This is a genomic window from Luteimonas sp. 22616 (assembly GCF_052044325.1).
Taxonomy (GTDB): Bacteria; Pseudomonadota; Gammaproteobacteria; order Xanthomonadales; family Xanthomonadaceae; genus Luteimonas.
In genome coordinates this window covers 1776342-1800123 of the sequence record NZ_JBQEMW010000001.1, presented here as the reverse complement: position 1 = coordinate 1800123, position 23782 = coordinate 1776342, and the positions used below count along the sequence as shown (strand labels likewise).

Annotated in this window: 19 protein-coding genes; 12 read left to right on the top strand and 7 right to left on the bottom strand. The window is 68.0% G+C overall.

Going from position 1 to position 23782, the window contains the following annotated elements; all coding sequences use genetic code 11:
• The first annotated feature begins 1 nt into the window (after position 1).
• From ACTJIL_RS08280 to ACTJIL_RS08270, 3 genes are read left to right on the top strand one after another with little or no spacing between them, the layout of a single operon-like run.
• On the top strand, positions 2-421 hold the full coding sequence (locus tag ACTJIL_RS08280) for a DUF2178 domain-containing protein (protein ID WP_440755052.1): 420 nt from the start codon (positions 2-4) through the stop codon (positions 419-421).
• The gene (locus ACTJIL_RS08275; protein ID WP_440755051.1) at positions 418-633 is read left to right on the top strand and encodes a helix-turn-helix transcriptional regulator; all 216 of its coding nucleotides are present in this window, start codon (positions 418-420) and stop codon (positions 631-633) included. Before ACTJIL_RS08280 ends, ACTJIL_RS08275 begins: the two co-directional genes overlap by 4 nt.
• Positions 630-1232, top strand: coding sequence for a DUF998 domain-containing protein (locus tag ACTJIL_RS08270; protein WP_440755050.1), 603 nt, complete (start codon positions 630-632; stop codon positions 1230-1232). The genes ACTJIL_RS08275 and ACTJIL_RS08270 overlap by 4 nt, the downstream gene beginning before the upstream one ends.
• A 152-nt stretch (positions 1233-1384) precedes the next feature.
• Here ACTJIL_RS08270 and ACTJIL_RS08265 read toward each other — a convergent pair whose 3' ends face one another.
• A complete protein-coding gene (locus ACTJIL_RS08265; protein ID WP_440755049.1) occupies positions 1385-1879 on the bottom strand; it encodes a TlpA family protein disulfide reductase in 495 nt (164 codons plus the stop codon).
• 154 nt (positions 1880-2033) lie between these two features.
• A complete protein-coding gene (locus ACTJIL_RS08260; RefSeq protein WP_440755048.1) occupies positions 2034-3374 on the bottom strand; it encodes an amidohydrolase family protein in 1341 nt (446 codons plus the stop codon).
• Positions 3375-3473: 99 nt separating this feature from the next.
• On the opposite strand from ACTJIL_RS08260, the gene leuS reads away from it, so the two are divergent.
• From leuS to rlmH, 6 genes are all read left to right on the top strand, one after another.
• On the top strand, positions 3474-6233 hold the full coding sequence (gene leuS / locus ACTJIL_RS08255) for a leucine--tRNA ligase (RefSeq protein WP_440755047.1): 2760 nt from the start codon (positions 3474-3476) through the stop codon (positions 6231-6233).
• A gap of 54 nt (positions 6234-6287) precedes the next feature.
• Positions 6288-6911, top strand: coding sequence for an LPS-assembly lipoprotein LptE (locus tag ACTJIL_RS08250; RefSeq protein WP_440755046.1), 624 nt, complete (start codon positions 6288-6290; stop codon positions 6909-6911).
• Between the two features lie 34 nt (positions 6912-6945).
• The gene (gene holA, locus ACTJIL_RS08245) at positions 6946-7974 is read left to right on the top strand and encodes a DNA polymerase III subunit delta (RefSeq protein ID WP_440755045.1); all 1029 of its coding nucleotides are present in this window, start codon (positions 6946-6948) and stop codon (positions 7972-7974) included.
• A gap of 4 nt (positions 7975-7978) precedes the next feature.
• Positions 7979-8662 (top strand): nicotinate-nucleotide adenylyltransferase, encoded by a 684-nt coding sequence (gene nadD, locus ACTJIL_RS08240; RefSeq protein ID WP_440755044.1) that lies wholly within the window; start codon positions 7979-7981, stop codon positions 8660-8662.
• Positions 8663-8695: 33 nt separating this feature from the next.
• A complete protein-coding gene (gene rsfS / locus ACTJIL_RS08235; protein WP_440755043.1) occupies positions 8696-9118 on the top strand; it encodes a ribosome silencing factor in 423 nt (140 codons plus the stop codon).
• A gap of 160 nt (positions 9119-9278) precedes the next feature.
• The gene (gene rlmH, locus ACTJIL_RS08230) at positions 9279-9749 is read left to right on the top strand and encodes a 23S rRNA (pseudouridine(1915)-N(3))-methyltransferase RlmH (RefSeq protein ID WP_440755042.1); all 471 of its coding nucleotides are present in this window, start codon (positions 9279-9281) and stop codon (positions 9747-9749) included.
• 401 nt (positions 9750-10150) lie between these two features.
• On the opposite strand, the gene ACTJIL_RS08225 is transcribed toward rlmH, so the two are convergent.
• From ACTJIL_RS08225 to ACTJIL_RS08210, 4 genes are all read right to left on the bottom strand, one after another.
• Complete coding sequence (locus ACTJIL_RS08225) at positions 10151-10825, bottom strand: energy transducer TonB (protein WP_440755041.1); 675 nt, start codon at positions 10823-10825, stop codon at positions 10151-10153.
• 249 nt (positions 10826-11074) lie between these two features.
• Entirely contained in the window at positions 11075-12646 is a 1572-nt protein-coding gene (locus ACTJIL_RS08220) for a tetratricopeptide repeat-containing sulfotransferase family protein (RefSeq protein ID WP_440755040.1), read from the bottom strand.
• Complete coding sequence (locus ACTJIL_RS08215; RefSeq protein ID WP_440755039.1) at positions 12643-14211, bottom strand: sulfotransferase; 1569 nt, start codon at positions 14209-14211, stop codon at positions 12643-12645. Before ACTJIL_RS08215 ends, ACTJIL_RS08220 begins: the two co-directional genes overlap by 4 nt.
• Positions 14212-14340: 129 nt before the next feature.
• Entirely contained in the window at positions 14341-17409 is a 3069-nt protein-coding gene (locus ACTJIL_RS08210; protein ID WP_440755038.1) for a TonB-dependent receptor, read from the bottom strand.
• A 391-nt stretch (positions 17410-17800) separates the two neighbouring features.
• On the opposite strand from ACTJIL_RS08210, the gene ACTJIL_RS08205 reads away from it, so the two are divergent.
• The gene (locus ACTJIL_RS08205; protein WP_440755037.1) at positions 17801-20599 is read left to right on the top strand and encodes a TonB-dependent receptor; all 2799 of its coding nucleotides are present in this window, start codon (positions 17801-17803) and stop codon (positions 20597-20599) included.
• Positions 20600-20680: 81 nt separating this feature from the next.
• On the opposite strand, the gene ACTJIL_RS08200 is transcribed toward ACTJIL_RS08205, so the two are convergent.
• On the bottom strand, positions 20681-21418 hold the full coding sequence (locus ACTJIL_RS08200) for an SIMPL domain-containing protein (RefSeq protein WP_440755036.1): 738 nt from the start codon (positions 21416-21418) through the stop codon (positions 20681-20683).
• Positions 21419-21540: 122 nt separating this feature from the next.
• Here ACTJIL_RS08200 and ACTJIL_RS08195 point away from each other — a divergent pair, with 122 nt between their 5' ends.
• On the top strand, positions 21541-22140 hold the full coding sequence (locus tag ACTJIL_RS08195; protein WP_440755035.1) for a Maf family protein: 600 nt from the start codon (positions 21541-21543) through the stop codon (positions 22138-22140).
• A 73-nt stretch (positions 22141-22213) separates the two neighbouring features.
• Positions 22214-23707 carry a ribonuclease G gene (gene rng / locus ACTJIL_RS08190; protein WP_440755034.1) on the top strand — a complete coding sequence of 498 codons (1494 nt, stop codon included), beginning with the start codon at positions 22214-22216 and terminating at the stop codon, positions 23705-23707.
• Positions 23708-23782: the final 75 nt, after the last annotated feature.

Sequence of the window (23782 nt, the reverse complement as noted above, 5' to 3'; positions counted from 1 at the left end):
CATGTCTTTCGGCGAGCGCCATGCCCGCCGCACGTGCGTGATGCTGGCATTGCTGGCGCTGGTGGTCGCGATGGCGGCGTTCGGCCATTCACCGAGCCGAACGCTGTTCTTCGCGTCGGTGTTCGTGCTGGCCTGCCTGCCATGGTTCCGCAAGCGGCACATGTACGACGAGCAGCGCCGCAATGAAGTGATGGATGACGAGCGGGACCGGGACATCCGCCTGCGTGCGGCGTCGCGGGCGCGTACGGTGCTGGTCGCCGGCGTGGGCGTGCTGGCCGTGGCCCTGTGCATCCCGGCCGCGAGGCAGGCCTTGTCGGCAGGCGAACTGGTCCTGCCCGGCGTCCTGGTGCTGCTCGTGATTGCGGCCGCGTTGTGCGGGTACGCGTTCGAGATCGCCGGTTACCGGGCCGAACGCAGGTGAGCGGCACGCCGATCGCCAACGAGATCCGCCGCCTGCGCTTCGAGCATGGGGAGATGACCCAGGAAGCGCTGGCGCAGGCCTGCAGCGTGACGCGGCAGACGATCATCGCGCTGGAGGCGGGCCGCTACGCGCCGTCGCTGGAGCTGGCGTTCCGGATTGCGCGCGCGTTCGGGGTCGGGGTGGAGGAGGTGTTTCGATGGAAATCGGCATGAAGCGTTTGCCGTGGATTGCCGCGATCGCCGCCGCACTCCTGTTCGTGGCGGCGGTCGCCGGCTTTGGCGCCGCGCTGGATGGCTATTCGCAGGCGAGGCATCCGGTCGGGCTGCTGGGGGCGAGCGGCGTGCCGCATGCGCTGGCGTTCAACGTGATCGGTTTCGTGCTGCCCGGCGTGCTCGCCGCGTTCGTCGCCTGGCGCCTGCGCTCAGCCGTGGGCGACGAGGCTCCGTGGGCCGCGCGCATCGGGGCTTGGCTGGCGTTGCTGTCGGCGATCGCGTTCGCGGCGCAGGGACTGTTGCCGCTGGATCCGGGCGACCTGGAATCCAGCGCCAGCCGGGCGCATGCGACCGCGTGGACGCTGTGGTGGGTGGCACTGCTGCCGGCGACGCTGCTGCTGGCGATCGGGTTGCGGGGCGAGCCGGCTTCGCGTGCGCTGCTGCTGGCGAGCGTCGCCGCCGCCGTGGTCGTGGTGGCCCTGGCGATGTTGCCGCTGGACCTGCTGGCGCCGGCGGCGGCGCAGCGGGTGGTGTTCGCGGCGTGGCTGGCGTGGACACTGATGGCGGCAAGCGGACACGGCAAAGCCGGAACGCCGTAGGTCGGGGCGACGTCCCCGACGATTTCGAGCGATATTCCCCGGGATTTCCCACGCGCCGGAGATGCTCCGACGTTATCGAACCGCCCTTGCAGGAGCGGCTTCAAGCGCGAGTTCTTTGGGGCAGAGAAGGCCCGTCGGTGCGTCGCCCCGGCTTACGCCGGTTCGGCGAGCAGCGTGGCGATTCCGGCGCCCAGGCGCAGGTCGTCGAGCAGGCCGAAATGCTGTTGCCGTAGCCGGCCCTTGCGATCGATCAGCAGCAATGTCGGCGTGCCCCGCATTGCGTAGGCCTGCATGGTCAGCGGCAGGGGAGCCCGCGTGGGGTCGTCGTCGCGATACGCGTCGACGCCAACCGGATAGGCGATCCGGTTTTCGTGCAGGTAGACCTGCAGCGCCTCCGGCCCCATCGCGTGGTGGTGCTCGAACACCGTGTGCAGGCCGACCACGGCCAGGTCGGTGGAGGCGAACGCGGCTGCGACTTTCAGGCTCTGCGGTACCGCATGCTGCACGCAGGCCGGGCACAGCATCTGGAAGGCGTGCAGGAACACCACGCGCCCGCGCAGTGACTCCAGCGACGGCGCGCCATCGGTGTTGAACCAGCGCGAGACGGTCCAGTCCGGCGCGGCGGGTGGGTTCGTCGGCTCAGTCATGGTGCGGCTCCGGCGGCAAGGGGTGTTGCGTCAGGCAAAGCTCGCGGCTGAAGCCGCTCCTACAGATCGCGTATCCATTGTAGGAGCGGCTTCAGCCGCGAGCTTTTGGACAATTGCGAGAGGTTGGCGAAGTGGGCACCAGGGCATCCGGAATTCACGGCGCGACTTCATGGTCGTCGCGGCGCCAGACCTGCCCGGCCTTCATCACGAATCCGACCTTCTGCATCACGGTGATGTCCTCGAGCGGGTTGCCGGCAACCGCGACGATGTCGGCGAACTTGCCGGCCTCGATGCTGCCCAGGTCCTTCGCCTGTTTCAGCAGTTCGGCCGCGTGCGTGGTCGCGGCCTGCAGGGTGTAGGCGGGCGGCATGCCGGCTTCGACCATGTAGGCGAACTCCTTCGCGTTCTGCCCGTGCGGATACACTGCGGCGTCGGTGCCGAAGGCGATCTTCACCCCGGCCTTGTAGGCGCGGCCGGCGGTGCCCTGGATCACCGGCCCGACCTGGCGCGCCTTCGCCGCGATCTGAGGCGGGTAGTAGCCAGGCACGGCCGCCTTCTCGGCCACGTAGCGGCCGGCGATGATGGTGGGCACGTACCAGGTGCCGTGCTGCTTCATCAGCTTCATGTCGGCGTCGTCCATGAAGGTGCCGTGCTCGATCGAGTCGACCCCGCCCACCACCGCGCGGCGGATGCCCTCGGCGCCATGCGCGTGCGCGGCCACGGTATAGCCGTAGTCGTGCGCGGCGGCGACCATGGCTTCGATTTCCTCGAGCGTCATCTGCGGGTTGTCGGCGCTCGCGCTTTCGTCGAGCACGCCGCCCGACGGCATGATCTTGATCGCGTCGACGCCGTCCTTGTAATGCTGGCGCACCGCCTTCCAGGCGTCGTCGGGGCCGTTGATGATGCCGTCCTTCGGCCCGGGATCGCCGGCGAGGTCCTTGCGGTAGCCGTCGCTGCCGTCGGCGTGGCCGCCGGTGGAACCGATGGCCGTGCCGGCGGTGAAGATGCGCGGGCCGGGCACGATACCGGCGTTGATCGCGTTGCGCAGCGCGATCGATTCGCCAGAGCCGTCGCCGAGGTTGCGCACCGTGGTGAAGCCTGCCTGCAGCGTGCGCCGCGCGTAGACGGTGGAGCGCAGCGCGTAGTCGGCGACGTTCCAGCGGAACTGGTCGGTATAGCCGGTGGGGCTGGTCTCGAAGGTCAGGTGGGTGTGGGTGTCGATCAGACCCGGCAGGCAGGTGGCGTCGCCAAGATCGATGGTGGCGGCGCCGGCGGGCGTGGCGATGGTGCCGGCCTGCAGCGATTCGATCCGGTCACCGCGCACCACGATGCTGGTTTCGCCGCGCATGCGGCCGGCGGGGGCGTCGAACATCCGGCCGCAGTGCAGGACCTGGACGGCCGCCGCAGCGGCCGGGGCCGCGGGCGCCGGTTCGTCGGCGACAGCTGCGGCGGTGCAGGCGAGCGCGATCAGCGCGGTGGGCGCGAGTCGTTTCATCGTGGGTTCCCCGGAAGCCGAAGCCATCATATTCCGGGTCGATGGCGGCAAATTGTGCACTGCGGTAGGCTTGCTGGCCGCCCCTGAAATGCGCCCGCCGTGTCCGCCGACCCCGCCAGCTACGATCCCAGAACCGTCGAATCCGCCGCCCAGCGTTACTGGAACGACACCCGCGCATTCGAGGTGACCGAGGATTCGTCGAAGCCGACCTTCTACTGCCTGTCGATGCTGCCGTATCCGTCAGGGGCGCTGCACGTCGGCCACGTGCGCAACTACACCATCGGCGACGTCATCAGCCGCTACCAGCGGATGACCGGCAAGAACGTGCTGCAGCCGATGGGCTGGGATGCCTTCGGCCTGCCGGCCGAGAACGCCGCGATCAAGAACGCCACCGCGCCGGCGAAGTGGACCTACGCCAACATCGAGCACATGCGCACGCAGCTGCGGACCATGGGCTACGCGATCGACTGGTCGCGCGAATTCGCCACCTGTTCGCCGGACTACTACGTGCACGAGCAGCGCATGTTCGTGCACCTGATGAAGAAGGGCATGGCCTACCGCCGCAACTCGGTGGTGAACTGGGATCCGGTCGACCAGACCGTGCTGGCCAACGAACAGGTCATCGATGGCCGCGGCTGGCGCACCGGCGCGCTGGTGGAAAAGCGCGAGATCCCGCAGTGGTTCCTGAAGATCACCGACTACGCGCAGGAACTGCTCGACGGCCTCGACCGCCTGCCGGGTTGGCCGGATTCGGTCAAGACCATGCAGCGCAACTGGATCGGCCGCAGCGAGGGGCTGGAAATCCAGTTCCGGGTCGAAGGCGAAGACGCGCCGCTGACGGTATTCACCACCCGCCCGGACACGCTGATGGGCGTGACCTTCCTGTCGATCGCGGCCGAGCATCCGCTGGCGCTGAAGGCCGGTGCCGACGATCCGGACCTGGCCGCACGGATCGCATCGCTGCGACAGGGCGGCACTTCGGAAGCCGAGCTGGAGACGCAGGAGAAGCGCGGCATCGATACCGGGCTGCGCGCGGTGCATCCCATCAGCGGGGACGAGATCCCGGTGTGGGTCGCCAACTTCGTGCTGATGGGCTACGGCACCGGCGCGGTGATGGCGGTGCCCGGGCACGACCAGCGCGACTGGGAGTTTGCGCAGAAGTACGACCTGCCGATCCGCATGGTGGTGGTGCCGGCGCCGGTGCGCGACGCGCTGCGCGAAATCGGTGCCGACGCCGGAAAGCCCAGCGACCCGATGCAGGCCGCGCTCGGCGGCAGCGGCGCGATCGACGTCTACGACACCGGCGCGGCGGTGCAGGTGGTGCAGGAGTTCGAGCGTCGCATCGCCGAGGAATCCGCATACACCGAACGCGGCTGGCTGGTGAACTCCGACGAGTTCGACGGCATGGACTTCCAGCAGTCGTTCGATGCCCTGGCTGCAAAGTTCGAGGCCGACGGCCGTGGCGCGCGCCGGGTCAACTTCCGCCTGCGCGACTGGGGCGTGAGCCGCCAGCGCTACTGGGGCTGCCCGATCCCGGTGATCTACTGCGGCAAGTGCGGCGCAGTGCCGGTGCCCGAGGACCAGTTGCCGGTGGTGCTGCCCGAGGACGTCGCCGACGCCTTCTCGAAGGCCGGCGTGGTGCATTCGCCGATCAAGTCCGATCCCGAGTGGCGCAAGACGACCTGCCCGCAGTGCGGTGGCGCGGCCGAACGCGAGACCGACACCTTCGACACCTTCATGGAGTCGAGCTGGTACTACGCCCGCTACACCTCGCCGGGCGCGAAGGACATAGTCGACGCGCGCGCCGACCACTGGCTGCCGGTCGACCAGTACATCGGCGGCATCGAACACGCGATCCTGCACCTGCTGTACTTCCGTTTCTTCCACAAGCTGCTGCGCGACGAAGGGCTGGTGAAGAGCGACGAGCCGGCGGTGAACCTGCTCACCCAGGGCATGGTGGTGGCCGAGACCTACTACCGCGAGTCCGGTGACGGCCGGCGCGAGTGGATCAATCCGGCCGACGTGCACGTGCAGCGCGACGAGCGCGGCCACGTCACCGGCGCGACGCTCAAGGCCGACGGCAAGCCGGTGAAGATCGGCGGCACCGAGAAGATGTCGAAGTCGAAGAACAACGGCGTCGACCCGCAGGCCATGGTTGACCGCTACGGCGCCGACACGGTGCGCCTGTTCTCGATGTTCGCCTCGCCGCCGACGCTGTCGCTGGAATGGAACGAGGCCGGGGTCGAGGGCATGGCGCGCTTCCTGCGCCGTTTCTGGCGCGAAGTGCAGCAGCACGCCGGCCAGCCGGATCATCCGGAAGTGCGCGAGTTGCTCGAAGCCGGCGCCACGCTCGATGCCGGGCAGAAGGCGCTGCGCCGGCAGCTGCACGAGACGATCCAGAAGGTCGGCGACGACTACGGCCGCCGCCACAGCTTCAACACCGCGATTGCCGCGCTGATGGAACTGCTCAACCATGTCGCGAAGTTCGACGACATGTCCGACCAGGGCCGCGCGGTGCGCCACGAGGTGCTGCAGGCGATGGTGCTGCTGCTCAACCCGGTCACGCCGCACGTCTGCCACGCGCTGTGGCAGGCGCTGGGGCACCCGGAGATGCTGCTCGAGGACCAGGCGTTCCCGCAGCTGGACCCCTCCGCACTGGTGCGCGACATGGTCACGCTGGCGGTGCAGGTCAACGGCAAGCTGCGCGGCACCATCGAGGTGGCGCCCGACCTGCCGCGGGAGGCGGTCGAGGCCGCCGCGCTGGCCGAGCCGCACGTGGCGAAGTTCATCGGCGACAGCCAGGTGCGCAAGGTGATCGTGGTGCCCGGCAAGATCGTGAATATCGTCGTTGCTGGCTGAACGGTGCGGACGTTCCGCTTGCCGGGCCTTGTCCCGTCGTACAGACTTGCGCGCATGACCCGACTGATCGCGCTCCTCGTCCTGGCACTGGGCCTGACCGCCTGCGGCTTCCACCTGCGCAGCGCGCTGACCCTGCCGCCGGACCTGGGTCCGGTGCGCGTGGTGGCCAAGGATCCCTACAGCCCGCTGGCCGAGTCGCTGGCCGTGGCCCTGGAGCAGGCCGGCGCAACCCCGGCGCCCGAGGACGCGCCCGGCGACGTGGCCACGCTGCGCATCCGCCTCGAGAAGTGGGGCTCGACGCCGATCAGCATCGACCAGTTCGGCCGCGCGCAGGAGTACACGCTGCGCTACGCGGTGATGTTCAGCCTCGACAAGGCCGACGGCACCAATGTGGTGCCGCAGCAGACGGTGGAGCTGGCGCGCGACTACGTGTCGGTGCCGACGCGTTCGACCGGTACCGAGGGTGAGCGCGAAGTGCTGGCCCGCGAGATGCAGAAGGAAATGACCGCGTCGATCCTGCGCCGCATCGACGCCGCGTCGCGCGCGCCGCAGCCGATCGGGATGCCGGCCGAGGAGTCGCCGGCACCGGTCGACGAAACTGCACCGGCCGACGAGCCCGTGTTGTTCGAAGAGCCCGCCGCGGAGCATCCCGCCGTAGAGCAGGCGCCCACGCCCTGAGCGGCGTGTCGCAGCGGCCAGCGGTGAATTCGCCATGGAACTGACCCCGGAAAGCCTGGTTTCGCGGCTTGCCGGCGAGCCGCTGCGTCCGGTCTACATGATCACGGGCCCGGAGCCGCTACTGGTGCTCGAGGCTGCCGACGCCGTCCGCGCCCATGCGCGCGAGCAGGGGTACGCCGAGCGCGAGGTCTTCGACGCCGACGGCCGCGACTTCGACTGGAACGCGCTGGCGATGACCTTCCGCGCACCCAGCCTGTTCTCGGCCAGGCGGTTGATCGAATTGCGCCTGCCCACCGCCAGGCCGGGCAAGGAGGGCGGCGAGCTCATCGTCGACTACTGCAGCCAGCCTCCCGGCGACATCGCGCTGCTGGTCACCGGTGGCGAGTGGAGCAAGAAGCACGGCGGCAAGTGGAGCGAGGCCATCGCCCGCACCGGCTGCCTGGCCGTGGCCAAGCAGATCCGGCCCGACCAGATGCCCGGCTGGGTGGAGGCCCGGCTGCGCAAGCGCGGCGTGCAGGCCGATCGCGGCGCAGTGCAGCGGCTGGTCGAGCGGGTCGAAGGCAACCTGCTCGCCGCCGCACAGGAAATCGACAAGCTGGTGCTGCTCGCCGACGGCAAGCCGATCGACGCCGCGCGGATGGAATCGCTGGTGGCTGATGCGGCGCGCTTCGACGTGTTCCGGATGCTCGACGCGGCGATGAACGGGCAGGGCGCGCGCGCCTCGCGCATGCTCGCCGGGCTGCGCGCCGAGGGCGAGGCGATCCACGCGCTGATGGGCATGGTGGTCAAGGAACTGCTCACGGTCGCGGCGCTGGCGCGGGTGCAGGCCCGCGGCGGCAACCTCGCGGCCGAATTCAAGGCGCAGCGGGTGTGGGATTCGAAGCAGGCGACCTATCGCCGCGCGCTGCAGCGCCACGCGGCGCCGTACTGGGAACGCTTCGTCGCCGAGGCCGGCCGGGTCGACCGGATCGCCAAGGGTCGCGGGCAGGGCGACGCCTGGCAGGTGCTGGAACGGCTGCTGCTGGTGGTCGCCGATGCCAAGGCCCGGCCGCTGCTGGCCTGACGGCGTGACCGGCCTGCGCGTCTACTACGGTGGCACCTTCGACCCCGTCCACGACGGCCACCTCGCCATTGCACGCGCGGCGCGCGACGCGCTGGACACCACGATCCGGATGATGCCGGCCGCGGATCCGCCGCACCGCAGCGCGCCGGGCGCGACCGCGGCGCAGCGCGCGGAGATGCTCGACCTGGCAGTCGCCGACGAGGATGGCTTGTGCGTGGACCGGCGCGAATTGCGCCGCGAAGGCCGCAGCTACAGCATCGACACCCTGCACGCGCTGCGCGCCGAGTACGGCATCGAGGCGCCAATCGCGCTGCTGGTCGGCGCCGACAGCTTCGTCGACCTGCCGGACTGGCACCGCTGGCGCGAGCTCTTTGACCAGACCCACTTCATCGTCGCCGAGCGCCCGGGCAGCCCGCTCGATCAGGGCCTGCGCCCGGAACTGGCCACCATGCTCGCCGGGCGCTGGTGCCACGCGCCGCAGGCGCTGCGGGACGCGCCGGCCGGCCTCGTCTTTCGGCTGCACCAGGCGTTGCACGGCGAGTCTGCGACCACGATCCGCCAGCGCATCGCCGCCGGCCTGCCCTGGCGCGACGAGGTGTCCGAGCCCGTCGCCGACTACATCCAGCGCCACGGCTTGTACCTGAATGGGGGCGAGCGTCCCGGGCCAGCCCCGCGACCTCCCCTATAATCGACCCACGCACGCACCCAGAGCCACGCCCACTTGACCAGTACCGCGCAAGTCATCAAGACCCGCCTCCCCAATCCGCCGCCGTCCGTCGACGCCCTGCTTGAAACCGTCCGCGCAGCGGTCACCGAACTGAAAGCCAACGATGTCGTCGAGATCGACGTCCGCGGCAAGACCAGCGTCTGCGACTACATGGTCATCGCCTCGGGCACCTCGACCCGGCACGTCAAGGCGATCGCCGACGAGGTCGTGCGTTTCGCCAAGAAACTCGACTGCCAGCCGCTGGGCGTGGAAGGCGAGCGCGAGGCCGAGTGGGTGCTGGTGGACCTGGGCGACGTCGTCGTCCACGTGATGCTGCCGCGCGTGCGCGAGTTCTATGCGCTCGAGCGCCTGTGGACGGTCGGCGACGAGCCGCCGGCCGAGCATGAACTCGAGGCCGACGCCGACGAGCGTCGCTGAGATTGCCCGTCCACAGTTTTTGCAGGAGCGGCTTCAGCCGCGAGCGCTTCCAGGCATCTGCACGGCAACTCCAAGAGCGCGCGGCTGAAGCCGCTCCTACATGTGGCGTCGTGCCGCGACGTGCACCGGCATCGGCTCCGCAGCCGTGGATCACGCAACGATGAAAGCCAGGTTGGTCGCCGTCGGCGAGCGCGCCCCGCACTGGGTCGCCGAAGGCTACGCCGAATACGAAAAGCGCCTGTCGCACTGGCTGCCGCTGGAGCTGGTGGAAATCGCGCCGGGCCTGCGCGGCAAGCACCGCGACGCCGCGCGCGCCACCCAGGATGAAGGCGCGCGCGTGCTCGCGGCGCTGCCGAAGAACGCCCACGTCATCGCGCTCGACGGCCGCGGCCGGCAGCATTCTTCCGAACAGCTCGCCGTGCGCATGGAACACTGGCGCGGCCTTGGCCGCGACCTGGCCTTTCTGGTCGGCGGCCCCGAAGGCCACGCCGTTGATGTGATCGCGCGCGCCGACGAACAGTGGTCGCTGGGGCCATTGACGCTGCCGCACATGCTGGTGCGGCTGGTGCTGGCCGAACAGCTCTACCGTGCCTGCGCGCTGCTGGCCAACCACCCCTATCACCGCGCCTAGGGGGGCGATCTCCTGCAAGCCTTTCTCCTGCTTGCGGGAGATCAAAAGCGTTTCGCGCCGTGACGGCGCGAGCTACCTTTCATGCTTGTGCAAAGAAACCTGGCGCAAAGAAAGCACGCCGCGCATCCATGCGCGTCGCCCCTGCGGGGTTTGGCCCGCCGCCCCCGCCGCTTCGGAGGGGCCCTGAAGGTCAAGGGCAGCAGTCAAAAGCAAGGGCAGGATCTGTAGGAGCGGCTTCAGCCGCGAGCTTTCGGGGATTGTCTGGCGAGCACAAGAGCTCGCGGCTGAAGCCGCTTATGCAGGGTTCGGATAACCCCGGATTGCGCGGGCTACGTGCTCACCCAGAAACCAAAGCCCGCGCCTCGCGACGCGGGCTTTGTCCATCGGCGACCGCGACGGCCTCAGTCGAGGCTGTAGGCGATCGGCACCAGTCCCACCGCCTGCACCGGCCGGCCGTCCTTCGTCGCCGGCCGGAACGTCCAGTGCCGGAGCACGTACCTGCGCGCGGCGTCGTCAAGCACGCGATGGCCGCTGCTGCGCTCCACATCGACCTGCAATGGCCGGCCGTCGACATCCACCAGCACCTGCAGCAGCACGGTGCCCTGCAGCCCGGCGATCAGCGCATCGCGCGGATAGGGCGGCGAAGGGGCCTTCGCGTATTCCAGGCGCATGCCGGTGACGGGGCCGGACGGCGGCGCGATGTCATTGACGGCGGTATCGGTCGACGGCACCACGACGTCGTCCGCAGGCAGCGTGCCCTGGTCGACGACGACCTGGTCGATCACCGGACGCACGTCGCGATGCACAGGCGTCGGGACGGCCGGCGCCACGGGCGTGACGGGTCTTGTGACCGGCACCGGCACCGGCGGGGTCGGCGGGACGATCCTGTCGATGATCGGGACCACGACGATCCCGGGATTGGACGGCGGCGCCAGCGCCGGCATGCCCGCCGGGACCAGCAGCAACAGGAGAACAGTGACGTTCAGCGCGATGGCGCCGGCACCGGCGGCGATGCGGGCGACGTCCAGCCGCGGGAAGGAAGCACCAGAGAACGAATGCGCGTGTTGCAGCACCATGACCCACCTCCATCGGTTGCGTGACACGATCCATAACGCGCGGGCAACGGGTGCGGGGTTGAGCCAACCGGCGCACACGGCACCCGACTCGACAGCGACTTCAAAACTGCGCCCCACACGCGTGCACGACAAGTGAGGAAGGGATGGGCGGTACCGGCAACGGGACCGGCGGCGATCCGATCGTTGGTCGCCTGGCCCGCAATCCACGCAGGTGGAACGCGACGGACAAGGCGCCGTCGTGGCGCCGGGTCAGTCCGCGAGCGCCCCGATCAGCGGCTGCAGGTACTCGCGATAGGGCGCCCACTTGGGTTGTCCGCGCACCGTGACCCGGTCGCGCACCTGCACCGCGCTGGCGGTGGCCACGCCGCGCGACCGCGACCGGTGCTCGAGCATGGCCGGGTCGAAGGCGATGCCGCAGAACGCGGCGACCTCGCGCATCACGGCCTCCGGTTCGCGGGTCAGGCGCGCATAGTCCACGTCGAGGATCCGCCCCGGCCAGACGGTATGCCAGTGCGCCATCAGCCGCCGGTACTGGCGGTAATAGGCCGCCAGCTCGAGCTGGTCGTAGGACCAGGGATTGGCGTCGGAGAACAGCTCGCGCAGGTTGGAGAAGCACGTCTCCACCGGGTCGCGCACCATGTGCAGGATCCGCGCCTGCGGCAGGGCGCGGCAGATGAAGTCGAGGTTGAGGAAGTTGGAGGGCAGCTTGTCGGTGAAGAACGGTTCGCCTTCCAGTCGCCACGCGATGCCCTGCAGGTAGCGTCGCCCGGCATCCGCCAGGTCTGCGCCGGCCGCGCGTTCCACGATGGTTGCGTCGATGACGCCACGGCAATGGTGGTCCGTTGCTTCGCGCATCGCGCTGGTGAAGTCGTAGAGTTCCCCGATGCCGCGCACCTGCGGCGAGCCGTCGAGCAATTGTTCCAGCAGCGTCGTGCCCGATCGATGCATCCCGACGATGAAAATCGGAGTGGCCGTGCCGTCGGGAACGGCGCATGCCGTGCCCGGGTGCGTCGGCAAGGAGACGAGGGCGTCGGCGAGCGCGATGGTTTCGGCAATGCCGTATTGCATTGAAGAACGCTTGGCTCGACATGCCAGCGACAAAGCCTGCCAGGCCTCGGCATGTTCGCCGCGCTCGTCGAGCGTCCTGTGCAGCGCGAACCCGAGCAGGGCGACATCCGCTGGCGTCCTGTCCGGGCGAGCGAGCTGCGAGCGAATCGCCGCCGCATCCCCGGGCCGCGCGAAGCCGGCACCCAGCATCGAACGCAGCCAGTAGCCATGCGCGATCTGCGGGGCACGCCGAAGCGCACGATCGATATCCCGCGCCGCTTCGTCGAAACGGCCGAGGTAGATCAGGACCTGGGCGCGAGCCAGCAGGGTGGCCGGGTAGTCCGGGTCGCCGCGCCGTGCTTCGTCGAGATACTCGATCGCCTGCCCGGACATGTTCACGTAGCTCAGTTGCGCTGCGATCGCGATCAGCAGGGGAATGGGGATGTTCGAAAGGGGCCGCAGCCTTGCGATGCACTCCTGCAGTTCCGGAAGCGCGTTGAACGTGCGCAGCCGCTGCACGAGCTCGGCCAGGACCTTCGGCGACGTGGTGCCCGAGCGCGAGGCCTGCAGGGCGCAGTCACGCCCCAGCCGGTAATGCCCGGACAGCGAGTGCAGGTAGGACAATTGCACGAGCGAGTCGGCGTCGTTGGGGCGCAACTTCAGCGCGGCCTCGCAGGCGGCAATCGCCTGCGGGAACTCACGCCGGCTGGCGTGCGCCTGGGCGGACGCCAGCAACGCCTCGAAGCCCGCGGCGCCCGGGCTCGCAGCCTTCACCTGAGCTGCCCTTCCAGCGCCGCGCGCAGCGGTTCGAGCTGCCGCGCGTAACGCTTCCATGCGCCGATGCCTCGCCCGTGAATGGGGGCGCGGACCTGGGCACTGCTTGCGGTGGCGACCGGCGCTTCGTTACGTGTGATGTCAGCAAGGCCCGGTTGCCCGGGAATGCCGAGGAAATCGAGCACCGAAGCCATCGTCGCTTCGGTGTCGCCGACCAGCGACTCGTAATCCACCACCCTGATGTTCGCCGGCGCCGCTTCGGCCCAGTACCGGATCCATTGTTGCGCCATGCCGACGTGGGCGGCGAGGTCAGCGAATCCATAGCTGTAGGGATAGGCGTTGCCCTGGAAGAGTTCCTTCAGGTTGGAAAACGCGCTGTCCATTGCGTCGCGCCGCATCACCAGGATCTTCGCCTGCGGCAGGCTGCGCAGGATGAGCGGGATGTTGAAGAGGTTGGACGGGTTCTTGTCGACGGCAAGCGCGGTCGCCGAAGAGTGGCGTCGCAACCTTTCCAGGTACAGCTGGCCCACGCGACGATGATCGATGTCCTTGATCCACTCCGGATCGGTTTCGTCCGGCATGCCGGTGAAGAAACGGTCGCAGGCCTCGCTGACCGACGCGGCCAGGTCGTTGCGTTCGCCGACCGAGGTCACCCAGCCATGGTTGCCGATGATGCGGTCGAGCAATGTGGTGCCAGTGCGTGGCAGTCCCACCAGGAACACCGGCAACGGCTGTGACTCGGCCGCCTCTCCCGCATCCGCGGGATGCCAGCCTGGGTGCATCAGGTTCGAGATCCGCGCCTGTCGCGCAGCCACGTCGTGGCGGATGCCCGCATGCATGATGGCCGCGCCCCGGGCCAGCGCCTCCCATGCATCGTCCGTATCACCCAGTGCATCGAGCTCATGGAACAGCGCGTACTCGATGTGCGCCTGTTCGAGGCTCCCGTCGGGATGGTGGTCGCGGGCAGCACGCAGCCGCGCAAGGCGCGCTGCGGGATCGGGCTGTCGCAGCGTCGCGATCGCCCAGTGGGCGTCGGCGAAATCGGGCCGGAGCCGGAGGCATTGCTCGTAGCCCGCGCTGGCCGCTTCGAGCTGGCCGAGGTAGCGCAGTACGTTTGCGCGGGTGAACGACAGCAGGTGGTTGGCGGGCACGTGCGCGCCGACGGCGTCGAGGAAGCGGAGCGCATCTTCGTAACGGCCCACCAGCCATAGATGCTGCGCGAGCACCGCCGATTGCGAGAGGACGGCCGGATCCTGCCAGTCTGCCGACAGGATCACGGATGCGACTTCGACATCCTCGGAAAAATCGAGCAGGCGGAGCGTGACATAGCCGAGGTTGCGCGTGCTGGCGCCCAGCCGGATGGCATCGGCGGCGCGCAATGCGTACCGGTGCGCGGCACCGTAGCGGCCATCAATCTGCGCGAAACGTGAAAGCCGCAGCAGGGCGGGTACGTGCTGCGCTTCCACTCCGATCAGTGCTTCGTACTCGCTGCGCGCGGCGTTCAGGTCACGCGCCGCCTCGAACTGCTGGCCGCGTTTCCAGTGGTGTTCGAGTTGCTGCTGCATGCGGGGTATGCCGATGGCGGGTTTCCGATGATCAAGCATAGCGGCTGCCGCCACCCGTGTCGGGGCCAAATAAAATGCCGGCCACCTCGCGGTGGCCGGCAATGGAGAGAGACGTGTTGCGGTTGCGAACTAGAAGTCGTACTGCACCAGGAACCGCACGCTGCGCGGTGCCTGGTAGGCACGCACGAGGCCGTACGTCGCCAGCGGCAGGCCGGTGGTACCAGCCCCGTTCTCGGCAACCTCGACCACGGACGTCGGCTTCTGGTTGTTGAGGATGTTAAACACGTCCATCTTGAACTGCAGTCCTTCCGCCCAGTTGGGGAAGTAGGCGATGTTCAGGTCGATGGAGTTCGTCCACGGCAGGCGTCCGGCCTTGCCGCGTGGCGTGACGGCGACCGGTCCCGAGGCGCCCAGTTCCGTCGTGCCGCAGCGGAAGAAGCTGGAGCCATACGGATGCGGGCTGAAGTGGTCGTCGCCTGCTTCCGGCGGCAAAGGATCCGTGTCGAGGTCGCCGAAGCAGTTCTTCGGACGGCCGGACTGCACCAGCAGGTTGGCGCCGATCGACCATTCGTCGGTCAGCTCGTAGTTGCCGAACACCTTGAGGCTGTGGCGGCGGTCGTTGGGCAGGTAGCCATAGGAGTCGACCATCAGTTCCTTGTAGTCGAAGTCCTGGGTGACGCTGGTGTCGCCCTGGCCGATGTCGGACTTCACGCCGCCCTCGGTGTTGCCCTTGTTCCAGGCGATGGTCCACGAGGCCTGGAAGAAGAACTTGTCCCAGCTGCCGTCCCAGAACAGTTCCAGCGCCTTGTAGGTGCGCTTGGCCGCCGGCGAGAGCAGGTCGCCGTCGACCGTGTACTTGGTCAGCGTGCCGTTGTCCTCGATATCGGTCAGGAACGTCGCGTCCTCGCCCGGGTTGAACATGCGGCAGTACGGGAAGCCGGTGCTGGGCAGCACCGGGTCGAAACCGTCCGCGATGGCCTGGTTGAAGATCGGCGTGTAGTCGCAGTTGTCGTCGATGGCCGCCTTCAGCTTGCGGTAGATGGCGCGCGCACCGATGGCCTGCTGGTCGGTGATCTGCTTCTGGAAGCCGAGGATGTACTCGTCCTGATACATCGGGTCGAGGTTGGTCGCCGCGATGGTGGCCGGGTTCTTGGATTCGCCGGTTTCCGCGTTGATGTACGTCAACGGGCCCCTCGGCGTCAGGCCGATCGGGGCGCCGGTGTCGGGATCGACGCTGATGAAGTCGAACGTCTGGCGGGTGAAGATCGAGGCGCTCGCGCCACGCACGGCCACGCTCGGGGTCAGCGGCAGCGCATAGCGGCCCGCGTTGCCGTAGATCTTCAGCGTGGAGTCGCCGTTGACGTCCCAGGAGAAGCCCAGGCGGGGGCCGAACTGGTTCTTGATCTCGACGTAGGCGTCGCCGTCGCCGTTGAGGTTCTTGAAGGTATCCCAGCGGCCGCCGATGTAGGCCATGAAACGGTCGGTGATGTTCCAGCTGTCCTCGATGTAATACGCGGACTGCTCGAGTTCGACGACCGAACCCTGCTGCGTGATCTGCTCGCGGACGGTGTCGAAGTCGTCGGCGGTGTCGCGGATGCCGTCAGGGCCCACGCTGGTGGAGTAGCGCCAGATGCGGCCGCCTTCGGGCGCCGTGCCGGCCACCGATGAATAATCGTCGCGGTCGTAGCCGAAGCGGATCAGGTGATCGCCGAGCGACCATTCGGCATCGATGCGGTACTGGTCGCGGGTGTCCTTGGAGTCCTTGCGATCGATGTTGCCGCCGGTGATGTTGCAGTTGCTCGAATACAGGCCGGTGATGTCCTTGCGGAACGCCGTGCGTGCATCGGTGATGATCGGGCAGCCGGTCGCGGGCTCGGAGAGGTCGCCGCCGTATTCCACCCGCTGGCCGTCCGCGGTCTTCAGGTAGGTGGAACGCGAATACTCGCCATGGCCATACAACGCCGACAGGGTGAAGTTGTCGGTGAAGTAACCGGTGTACTTGGCGATGTAGTTTTCGCCGCCGGTCTCGGAGAACTGGGTGCCCACGAGGTCGGTGCGGTTGGTTTCGCCGGCGGTGTTCAGGTAGGTCGAGTCCTCGGTCTTCTGCTTGTCGCTGAAGGCGGTGAATTCGAGCTTGTTGCTGTCGTTGATGTTCCAGTCCATCTTCAAGAGCCAGGTCGGGTTCTTGATCGTGCTGGCGCTGTTGCTGCTCGACTCCGTGTCGAACCAGGTGTCCTCGTCGCGCTTGCCGTACGACACCAGGCCGTAGGCGAACAGCGTGTCCTGGATCAGCGCACCGCTGGCCCAGATCGAGCCGATCAGCTCATCGCGCGAATCGTTGGAATTGTCTTCCCGCAGTTGCTTGTATTCGTCCGTCAGCGGGTTGGCGTAGTAGATGTCGCGTTCCTTCGCGCGCAGCTGATCCGGAAGCCAGAAGACGTTGGCGCCGGCATGGAACTCGTTGGTGCCGCGCTTGGTGATCTGGTTGACCACGCCGCCGGTGGAGCGGCCGAACTCGGCGCCGTAGCCGCCGGTCTTGATCTGCTGTTCGGCGATGGCTTCGAACGGGATCTTCGAGAAGTTGAGGTTGCGGAACGTGTTGGTGATGTTGAAGCCGTTGACGTAATACTGGTTTTCGGCCACGGACGAACCGCCGAACGAAGCCAGGTTGCCGAACGCGCTGTCGCCGCGGACCGTGCCGGGCGCGAGCAGCGCCACGGACGTGGTGTCGCGCGCGACCGGAATCTTCGCGAGTTGTTCGGCAGTCAGGATGGATGTCGATTCCACGGACGACACGTCGATCGGATTGACGACGCGGCTGCCGACGACCTGCACGGTACTCAGCGTGGCCGTACCGCTGCTGCTCGCGGCGGCGAAGTTCACCGGGGTACCGGTGCCCACGTTGACGTTGACGCCTTCCCTTACCGAAGCCGCGGAACCGTCTGCTCCCTTCAGGGTGACGGTATACGTACCGGTTGCCAGCGACGAGAAACGATAGGCGCCGTCATTGCCGACGACCACGGAACGGGAAAACCCGGTGGCCGGGTTGGTGATCTGCACCGTGGATCCGGCATCGGCCTGGCCGAAAATGGCGCCGGACGTATTCGATTGCGCGAAGGCCGCGGTGCTGAAGCACAGCCCCAGTGCTGCGCACAGCGCGGTGCGTTGGTAGCTCTTGCGATAGCGATGCTGCTTCAAGGTCTCTCTCCCCTCGGTAAAGCAGTGGAAGTGCCCGGCCGGCATGGGCCGGGGGTGATGGCGGTTGCACGTTGGCCCCCCGTCATGAAACCGCCACTTCCGAGTAAATCACGGCTTTGGATGTAAAAAAAGAATTAATTTCTAAAGCGCAATCCATGCACAGGATTTCGTGCGGGCTTGCCAAGGCTGGCGCCGGCGGGTGGTTCAGTCTGGTGAAGACCCGGGCCGTGTTCACACGTTTCTTCACGTCGCAGGCCCTTGAGTTACTGACTGCGATGAAAGTCACGGGATACTTGAAGAGCCGTTGTCATTTGGTTGTTTCTGTTCTATTTGGGTACGACTAGCAACGCGGCGCTGGGGGATCCGTCACTGACGAAGAGGACCCCGAACCATGTCCCGCTCCCCCCTCTGCCACGCCATCCGGCGTGTCCTGCTCGCCGTTGCCCTGGCCGGCACAGCGCCTTTCGCACTGGCACAGCAGGCTCCGCCCGCTGAACCCGAGCCCGAGCCCCAGGCGCCCGGGCAACAGCCGACCACCACCACCCTAGACCGCATCGAGGTCACCGGCTCCAACATCCGCCGGACCGATACCGAAACCGCATCGCCGGTGCAGGTCGTCACCCGCCAAGAGATCGAGCGCACCGGCAAGGCGACGGTCGCCGAGTACCTGCAGACGCTCACCGCCGACGGGTCCGGCTCGGTGCCGAAGACCTTCGGCGCCGGTTTCGCTGGTGGCAGCGCGGCGATCTCGCTGCGTGGGCTCGGCGCCGGCTCCACCCTGGTGCTGCTCAATGGCCGGCGGATGGCGCCGTTCGGCCTGGCCGACGATGGCCAGAAGGTCTTCACCGACCTGAGCACGATCCCGATGGAGGCGGTGGAGCGGGTCGAGGTGCTCAAGGACGGGGCATCGTCGATCTACGGCTCCGATGCCATCGCCGGCGTGGTCAACATCATCCTGCGCAAGGATTTCACCGGCGCGGTGGCCAAGGCGTCCTATGGCATTTCCGGCGACAGCGACGGCGACACCCGCAAGGCTTCGCTGACGCTGGGCACCGGCGACCTCGCCGAGGACGGCTTCAACTTCTTCGTCAACATCGAAGGCAGCAAGTCCGACCGCGTTGCGGTCAGCGACCGCAGGAACCGCAAGTGGATCGGCACCGGCGACATCCGCCGCTGGGGCTACGACCCGTACACGTTCGGCGGCCTGGCCGGCGGCATCGACGGCAGTGGAGGCGCGACCGGTTCGCTGGTCGGCAACATCGAACGCCCCGACGGCACCTTCACCTCGCTGCCCGGGTGTGCGCCACTGCCCGGCGGCGGCGCGCAGGATGCCAACGGGGGCTGCTTCTACGACACCTCGGATTTCACCACCCTGACGCCCGAGGACCAGTCGCTCAACTTCTTCGCCCGCGGCACGTTCGCGCTGTCGGATGCCTCCGAGCTGTACACCGAGTTCGGGTTCGCGAAGAAGAGCAGCTTCTTCCAGACCACGCCAACCCGCATCGACAGCAGCTGGGGATATCCCGGAGGTGCGGTCAATTCGCGCACCGGCGAGGGCGCCATCCGCCTCGGCGTGGGTCATCCGGACAACCCCTATGGCGTCCCCAGCCGGATCCGCTACGTCGCCGGCGACGTCGGCCCGCGCACCGTGGATACGGACAACGAATTCTTCCGCTTCCTGGCGGGCGTCAAGGGCCAGCTCGGCGAATGGGACTACGACATCGGCTACCTGCACTCGCAGACCGACCTGGTCCAGGATCGCAACGGCTTCCTGCGCTACAGCGCGGTGCAGACCGTGCTTTCCGATCCGGACAGCCCGGTGGGCTACTGGAACATCGGCCAGGGCGCCGAGGCCAACAGCCAGGCGCTGTACGACTTCATCTCGCCGACGATCAGCGCATCGGCCAGCTCCAAGCTCGACGCGATCGACATGAAGGCGTCGCGTTCACTGATGGACCTGCCAGGCGGTTCGCTGGGGCTGGCGCTGGGAGCGGAGTACCGCCGCCAGAGCGCCGAGCTCAAGCCGGTGACCTACACCGACGCCGGCGACATCATCGGCCTGGGCTATTCGGCCTACGACGGTGACCAGAACGTGGCCGCGGCCTATGCCGAGCTGCTTGCGCCGGTGGCGACCTGGCTGGAACTGTCGGGCGCGGTGCGCGTGGACAGCTATGAAGGCGGCGAGACCGCGACCACGCCGAAGGTCGGCTTCAAGCTCAAGCCTGCCGACTGGATCGCGATCCGCGGCACCTATGCGGAGGGTTTCCGCGCGCCGAATCCAGCCGAGACGGCGGGGTCATCGGTCGGCTTCGCGACGACGCAGGACCCGGTGCGCTGCGCGTTGAACGCCACCAACTGCTCGCTCACCGTCGGCTTCATCAACCAGCCCAACCCGGACCTCGAGGCCGAGGAATCGAAGAGCTACACGCTGGGCCTGGTGCTGCAGCCGACCGATTCGACCACGCTGACCCTCGACGCGTGGGAGATCAAGCGCAGCAACGAGATCACCACCGAGTCGCTGGATACCGCGATCGAGAAGGGCAACGTCGTGCGCGGCGACGACCTGGTCGACGGCCAGCCCGGCACCGGCACGCTGCTGCTGGCCTATACGCCGTACATCAACGCGACCTCGACCACCGTGCGTGGGCTCGACCTCGACGTACGCCAGTCGGTGGACCTGGAGGCGTGGGGCAAGCTGCGCTTCGACCTGCAGTGGAGCCGGATGGATTCGTACGAACTGGAGGAAACCGACGGCGTCACCACCGAATACGCCGGCACCCACGGCAACTGCAACGTCACCAACTGCATCGGCACCCCCAAGGACCGGATCAACTTCGGCGCGACCTGGGAGATGGACCGCTGGAGCGTGAGCGGCGTGGTGAATTACATCGGCGCGATGGACAACACGTTCGAGGAAGGCGGCGACTGCGCGGCCTGGTTTGGCCCCGACCCGGAGACCGGCGAGCCCGCGCCCGATGGCTGCGAGATCCCTTCGTTCTACACCGTCGACCTGTCGGCCACCTGGCAGCCCAGCGACGCGTGGGAGATCTTCGGCTCGGTGCAGAACGCGACCGACCGGGTGGCGCCGCTCGACCCGACCACCTACGGCGCACTGAACTACAACCCGCTGCACTTCAGCGGCGCGCTCGGACGCTTCTATACCCTGGGCGTGAAGTACAGCTTCCAGTAGCCGGACATGCGGTAGCCGGACATGAAGAAGGCGGGCCCTTGGGCCCGCCTTCTTCGCGCATGCAATGGCCGGACCTGCGGTTCAGCGCCCGAGTTCGAACACCACGTCGAGGTTCGCCGTCAGCGTGGTCTCGCCCGGCGACACGGGCGAGGATTCGGCACGGTCGAAAGAGGCCTTGGCCATCATCATCGGGCGCGGGGGCTGGAAGCCGCCGCCCTCGCTGATGCTGACGATGCGGTGGACCTTCATGCCCAGCGACTTGGCATACATCTGCGCGCGCTGCTGCGCCTTCTCCAGCGCGGCGCGGCGGGCCTCGTCGTAGACGGCTTCGGGCTGGTCGATCTCGAAGCTGGGGCCGTTGACCTGGTTGGCGCCGCTGGCGACCAGCGCGTCGAGCACTTCGCCCAGCTTGCCGATCTCGCGCACCTTGATGCTGACCGTGTTGCTGGCCTGGTAGCCGGTGATCGTCGGCGGCTGGTTGTCGGTGTACTTGTATTGCGGGTTGACGTTGATGCCGCTGGTCTGGATGTCCTTCTCGGCGATGCCGGCGGCCTTGATCGCCGCCATCACCTGGTTCATCTGCTTGGCGTTGGCCGCCAGCGCGGCGTTGGCGTCGACGGCTTGGGTCACCACGCCGGTCGACAGCGAGGCCACGTCCGGTACGCGGCTGGCCTCGGCCTGTGCGGAGACCGAGAGCAGGGTGCCGTCGCTGGTCGCGGCGGAGGCGGGGGCGGCGTTCTGGGCACAGGCGGTCATGGTCAGGCAGCTCAGGGCAAGGGCGCTGGCGAGCGCGAGGGGGCGGAGGGGGGTGCGAAGCATGGTGATCTCCATCGTGGATGTGGGTCAGGGTCGGTACCGTCCAGTGAACGGGCCGTGAGCCTGAATGGGGTTGGCGCTCGCTGGAACGGAGTCGATCGGGGCCTGCAGGTTATCCTTTCACGATGCTGCATCTTGCCTCGCAATCCCCCCGCCGCCGCGAACTCCTGGGCCGTCTCGGCCTCGAATTCGGCGTACTCGACATCGACATCCCCGAGCGGCGCGGCCCCGGTGAAGCGCCTGCCGACTACGTGCGCCGGGTGGCGCGCGAGAAGGCCGGTGCCGGCCTGCTGCGGGTGGTCGGGGTGCCGGGCGCGGTGGTGCTCGGGGCCGATACCGAAGTGGTGCTGGGGGACGAAGTCTTCGGCAAGCCGCGCGACGAACGCGATGCCGCGGCGATGCTGCGCCGGCTGTCCGGCCGCACGCACGAGGTGATCTCGGCGGTATCGCTGGTCTCGGCCGGGCGCGAGGCGCAGGCGGTGTCGCTGTCGCAGGTGACGTTCGCCGAGCTTTCCGACGACCGGATCGCCGCCTATGTCGCTACCGGCGAGCCGATGGGAAAGGCCGGCGCCTATGCGATCCAGGGTGGGGCCGAAGCGTTCATCACGCACCTGTCCGGCAGCCATTCCGGGGTGATGGGATTGCCGATGTACGAGACCGCGCGATTGCTGGCAGGATTCGGCATCGGCGACAGGACCGTGGCCGCCATGGAAACCCAGGGATGAACATGCATGGATGTGTTTCGAGCGCTGGCCCGGGTCGCGGCGCAGGCGCTGATCGGCCGCGCGCGGTGGCGCCATGACTGAAGAGATCCTGGTCAACGTCACGCCGCGCGAGACCCGCGTGGCCGTGGTCGAGAACGGCATGCTGCAGGAGCTGCACATCGAGCGCGGCTGGTCGCGCGGCGTGGTCGGCAACATCTACAAGGGCCGGGTGCAGCGGGTGATGCCGGGCATGCAGGCGGCATTCGTCGAGATCGGCCTGGATCGCGCCGCGTTCCTGCACGCCAGCGACGTGATGCGTTCGCTGCCGACGCCGGAAATCGCCGGCGATGCGGCCGCCGCGCCGCAACCGCCGCTGCCGGTGCCGCCGATCAGCGAACTGCTGCGCGACGGCCAGGACATCGTGGTGCAGGTGGTCAAGGACCCGATCGGCACCAAGGGCGCGCGCCTGACCACGCAGATCAGTATCCCGTCGCGCTACCTGGTGCTGCTGCCGCAGTCGCGCACCGTCGGCGTGTCGGCGCGGATCGAGGACGAGGCCGAGCGCGCGCGCTTGAAGTCGCTGGTCGGCGAACTGGTCGCCGATGGCCACCAGCACGGCTACATCGTGCGCACCAACGCCGAAGGCCAGCCCTCCGAAGCGCTGGCCGAGGACATCGCCTACCTCGGCCGCGCCTGGGCGCTGATCGAACGACAGGTGCGCGAGGCGCCCGTGGGCGCACGCATCTACGAGGACCTGACCCTGCCGATGCGCGCGGTGCGCGACCTGATGCGGCGCGACGTGGAAAAGGTGAAGGTCGATTCGCGCGAGACCTGCGACCGCCTGCGCACGTTCGCCGCGCAGTACATGCCGGGGCTGGCCGAGAAGATCGAGCATTATTCCGGCACGCGCCCGGTGTTCGACCTGTATGGCGTCGAGGACGAGATCCAGCGCGCGCTGGAGAAGGAAGTGCCGCTCAAGTCAGGCGGATACCTCGTCATCGACCAGACCGAGGCGATGACGACGGTCGACGTGAACACCGGGTCGTTCCTCGGCCAGCGCAACCTCGAGGAGACGGTGTACCGCACCAACCTCGAGGCCGCGCAGGCGGTGGCGCGGCAGCTGCGGCTGCGCAACCTCGGCGGCATCATCATCATCGACTTCATCGACATGACCGACGCCGAGCACCGGCGCCAGGTGCTGCGCACGCTGGAAAAATCCCTGGCGCGCGACCACGCAAAGACCACCGTGTACGACTTCTCGCCGCTGGGCCTGGTGGAGATGACCCGCAAGCGCACGGTCGAGAGCCTGCAGCGGCAGCTCAGCGAGCCCTGCCACGAGTGCGGCGGCCGCGGCATGCTCAAGACCGCGGAAACGGTGACCTACGAGATCTTCCGCGAGATCGTCCGTGCCGTGCGCCAGTTCGAGGCCGCGCGGTTGCTGGTGATCGCATCGCCCAAGGTGGTCGGGCGCATCACCGACGAGGAATCGGCGGCGGTGGCGGAGCTGGAGGAGTTCCTCGGCAAATCGATCCGCTTCCAGGCCGACGAGCAGTACCTGCAGGAGCAGTTCGATGTCGTGCTGCTTTGAGGCACGGACCGGGGACCGCGGGCCAGGGACCGGAGGCTGGGAAGGGTTGAGGGAGCGGCCATGGCCGCGATCTCC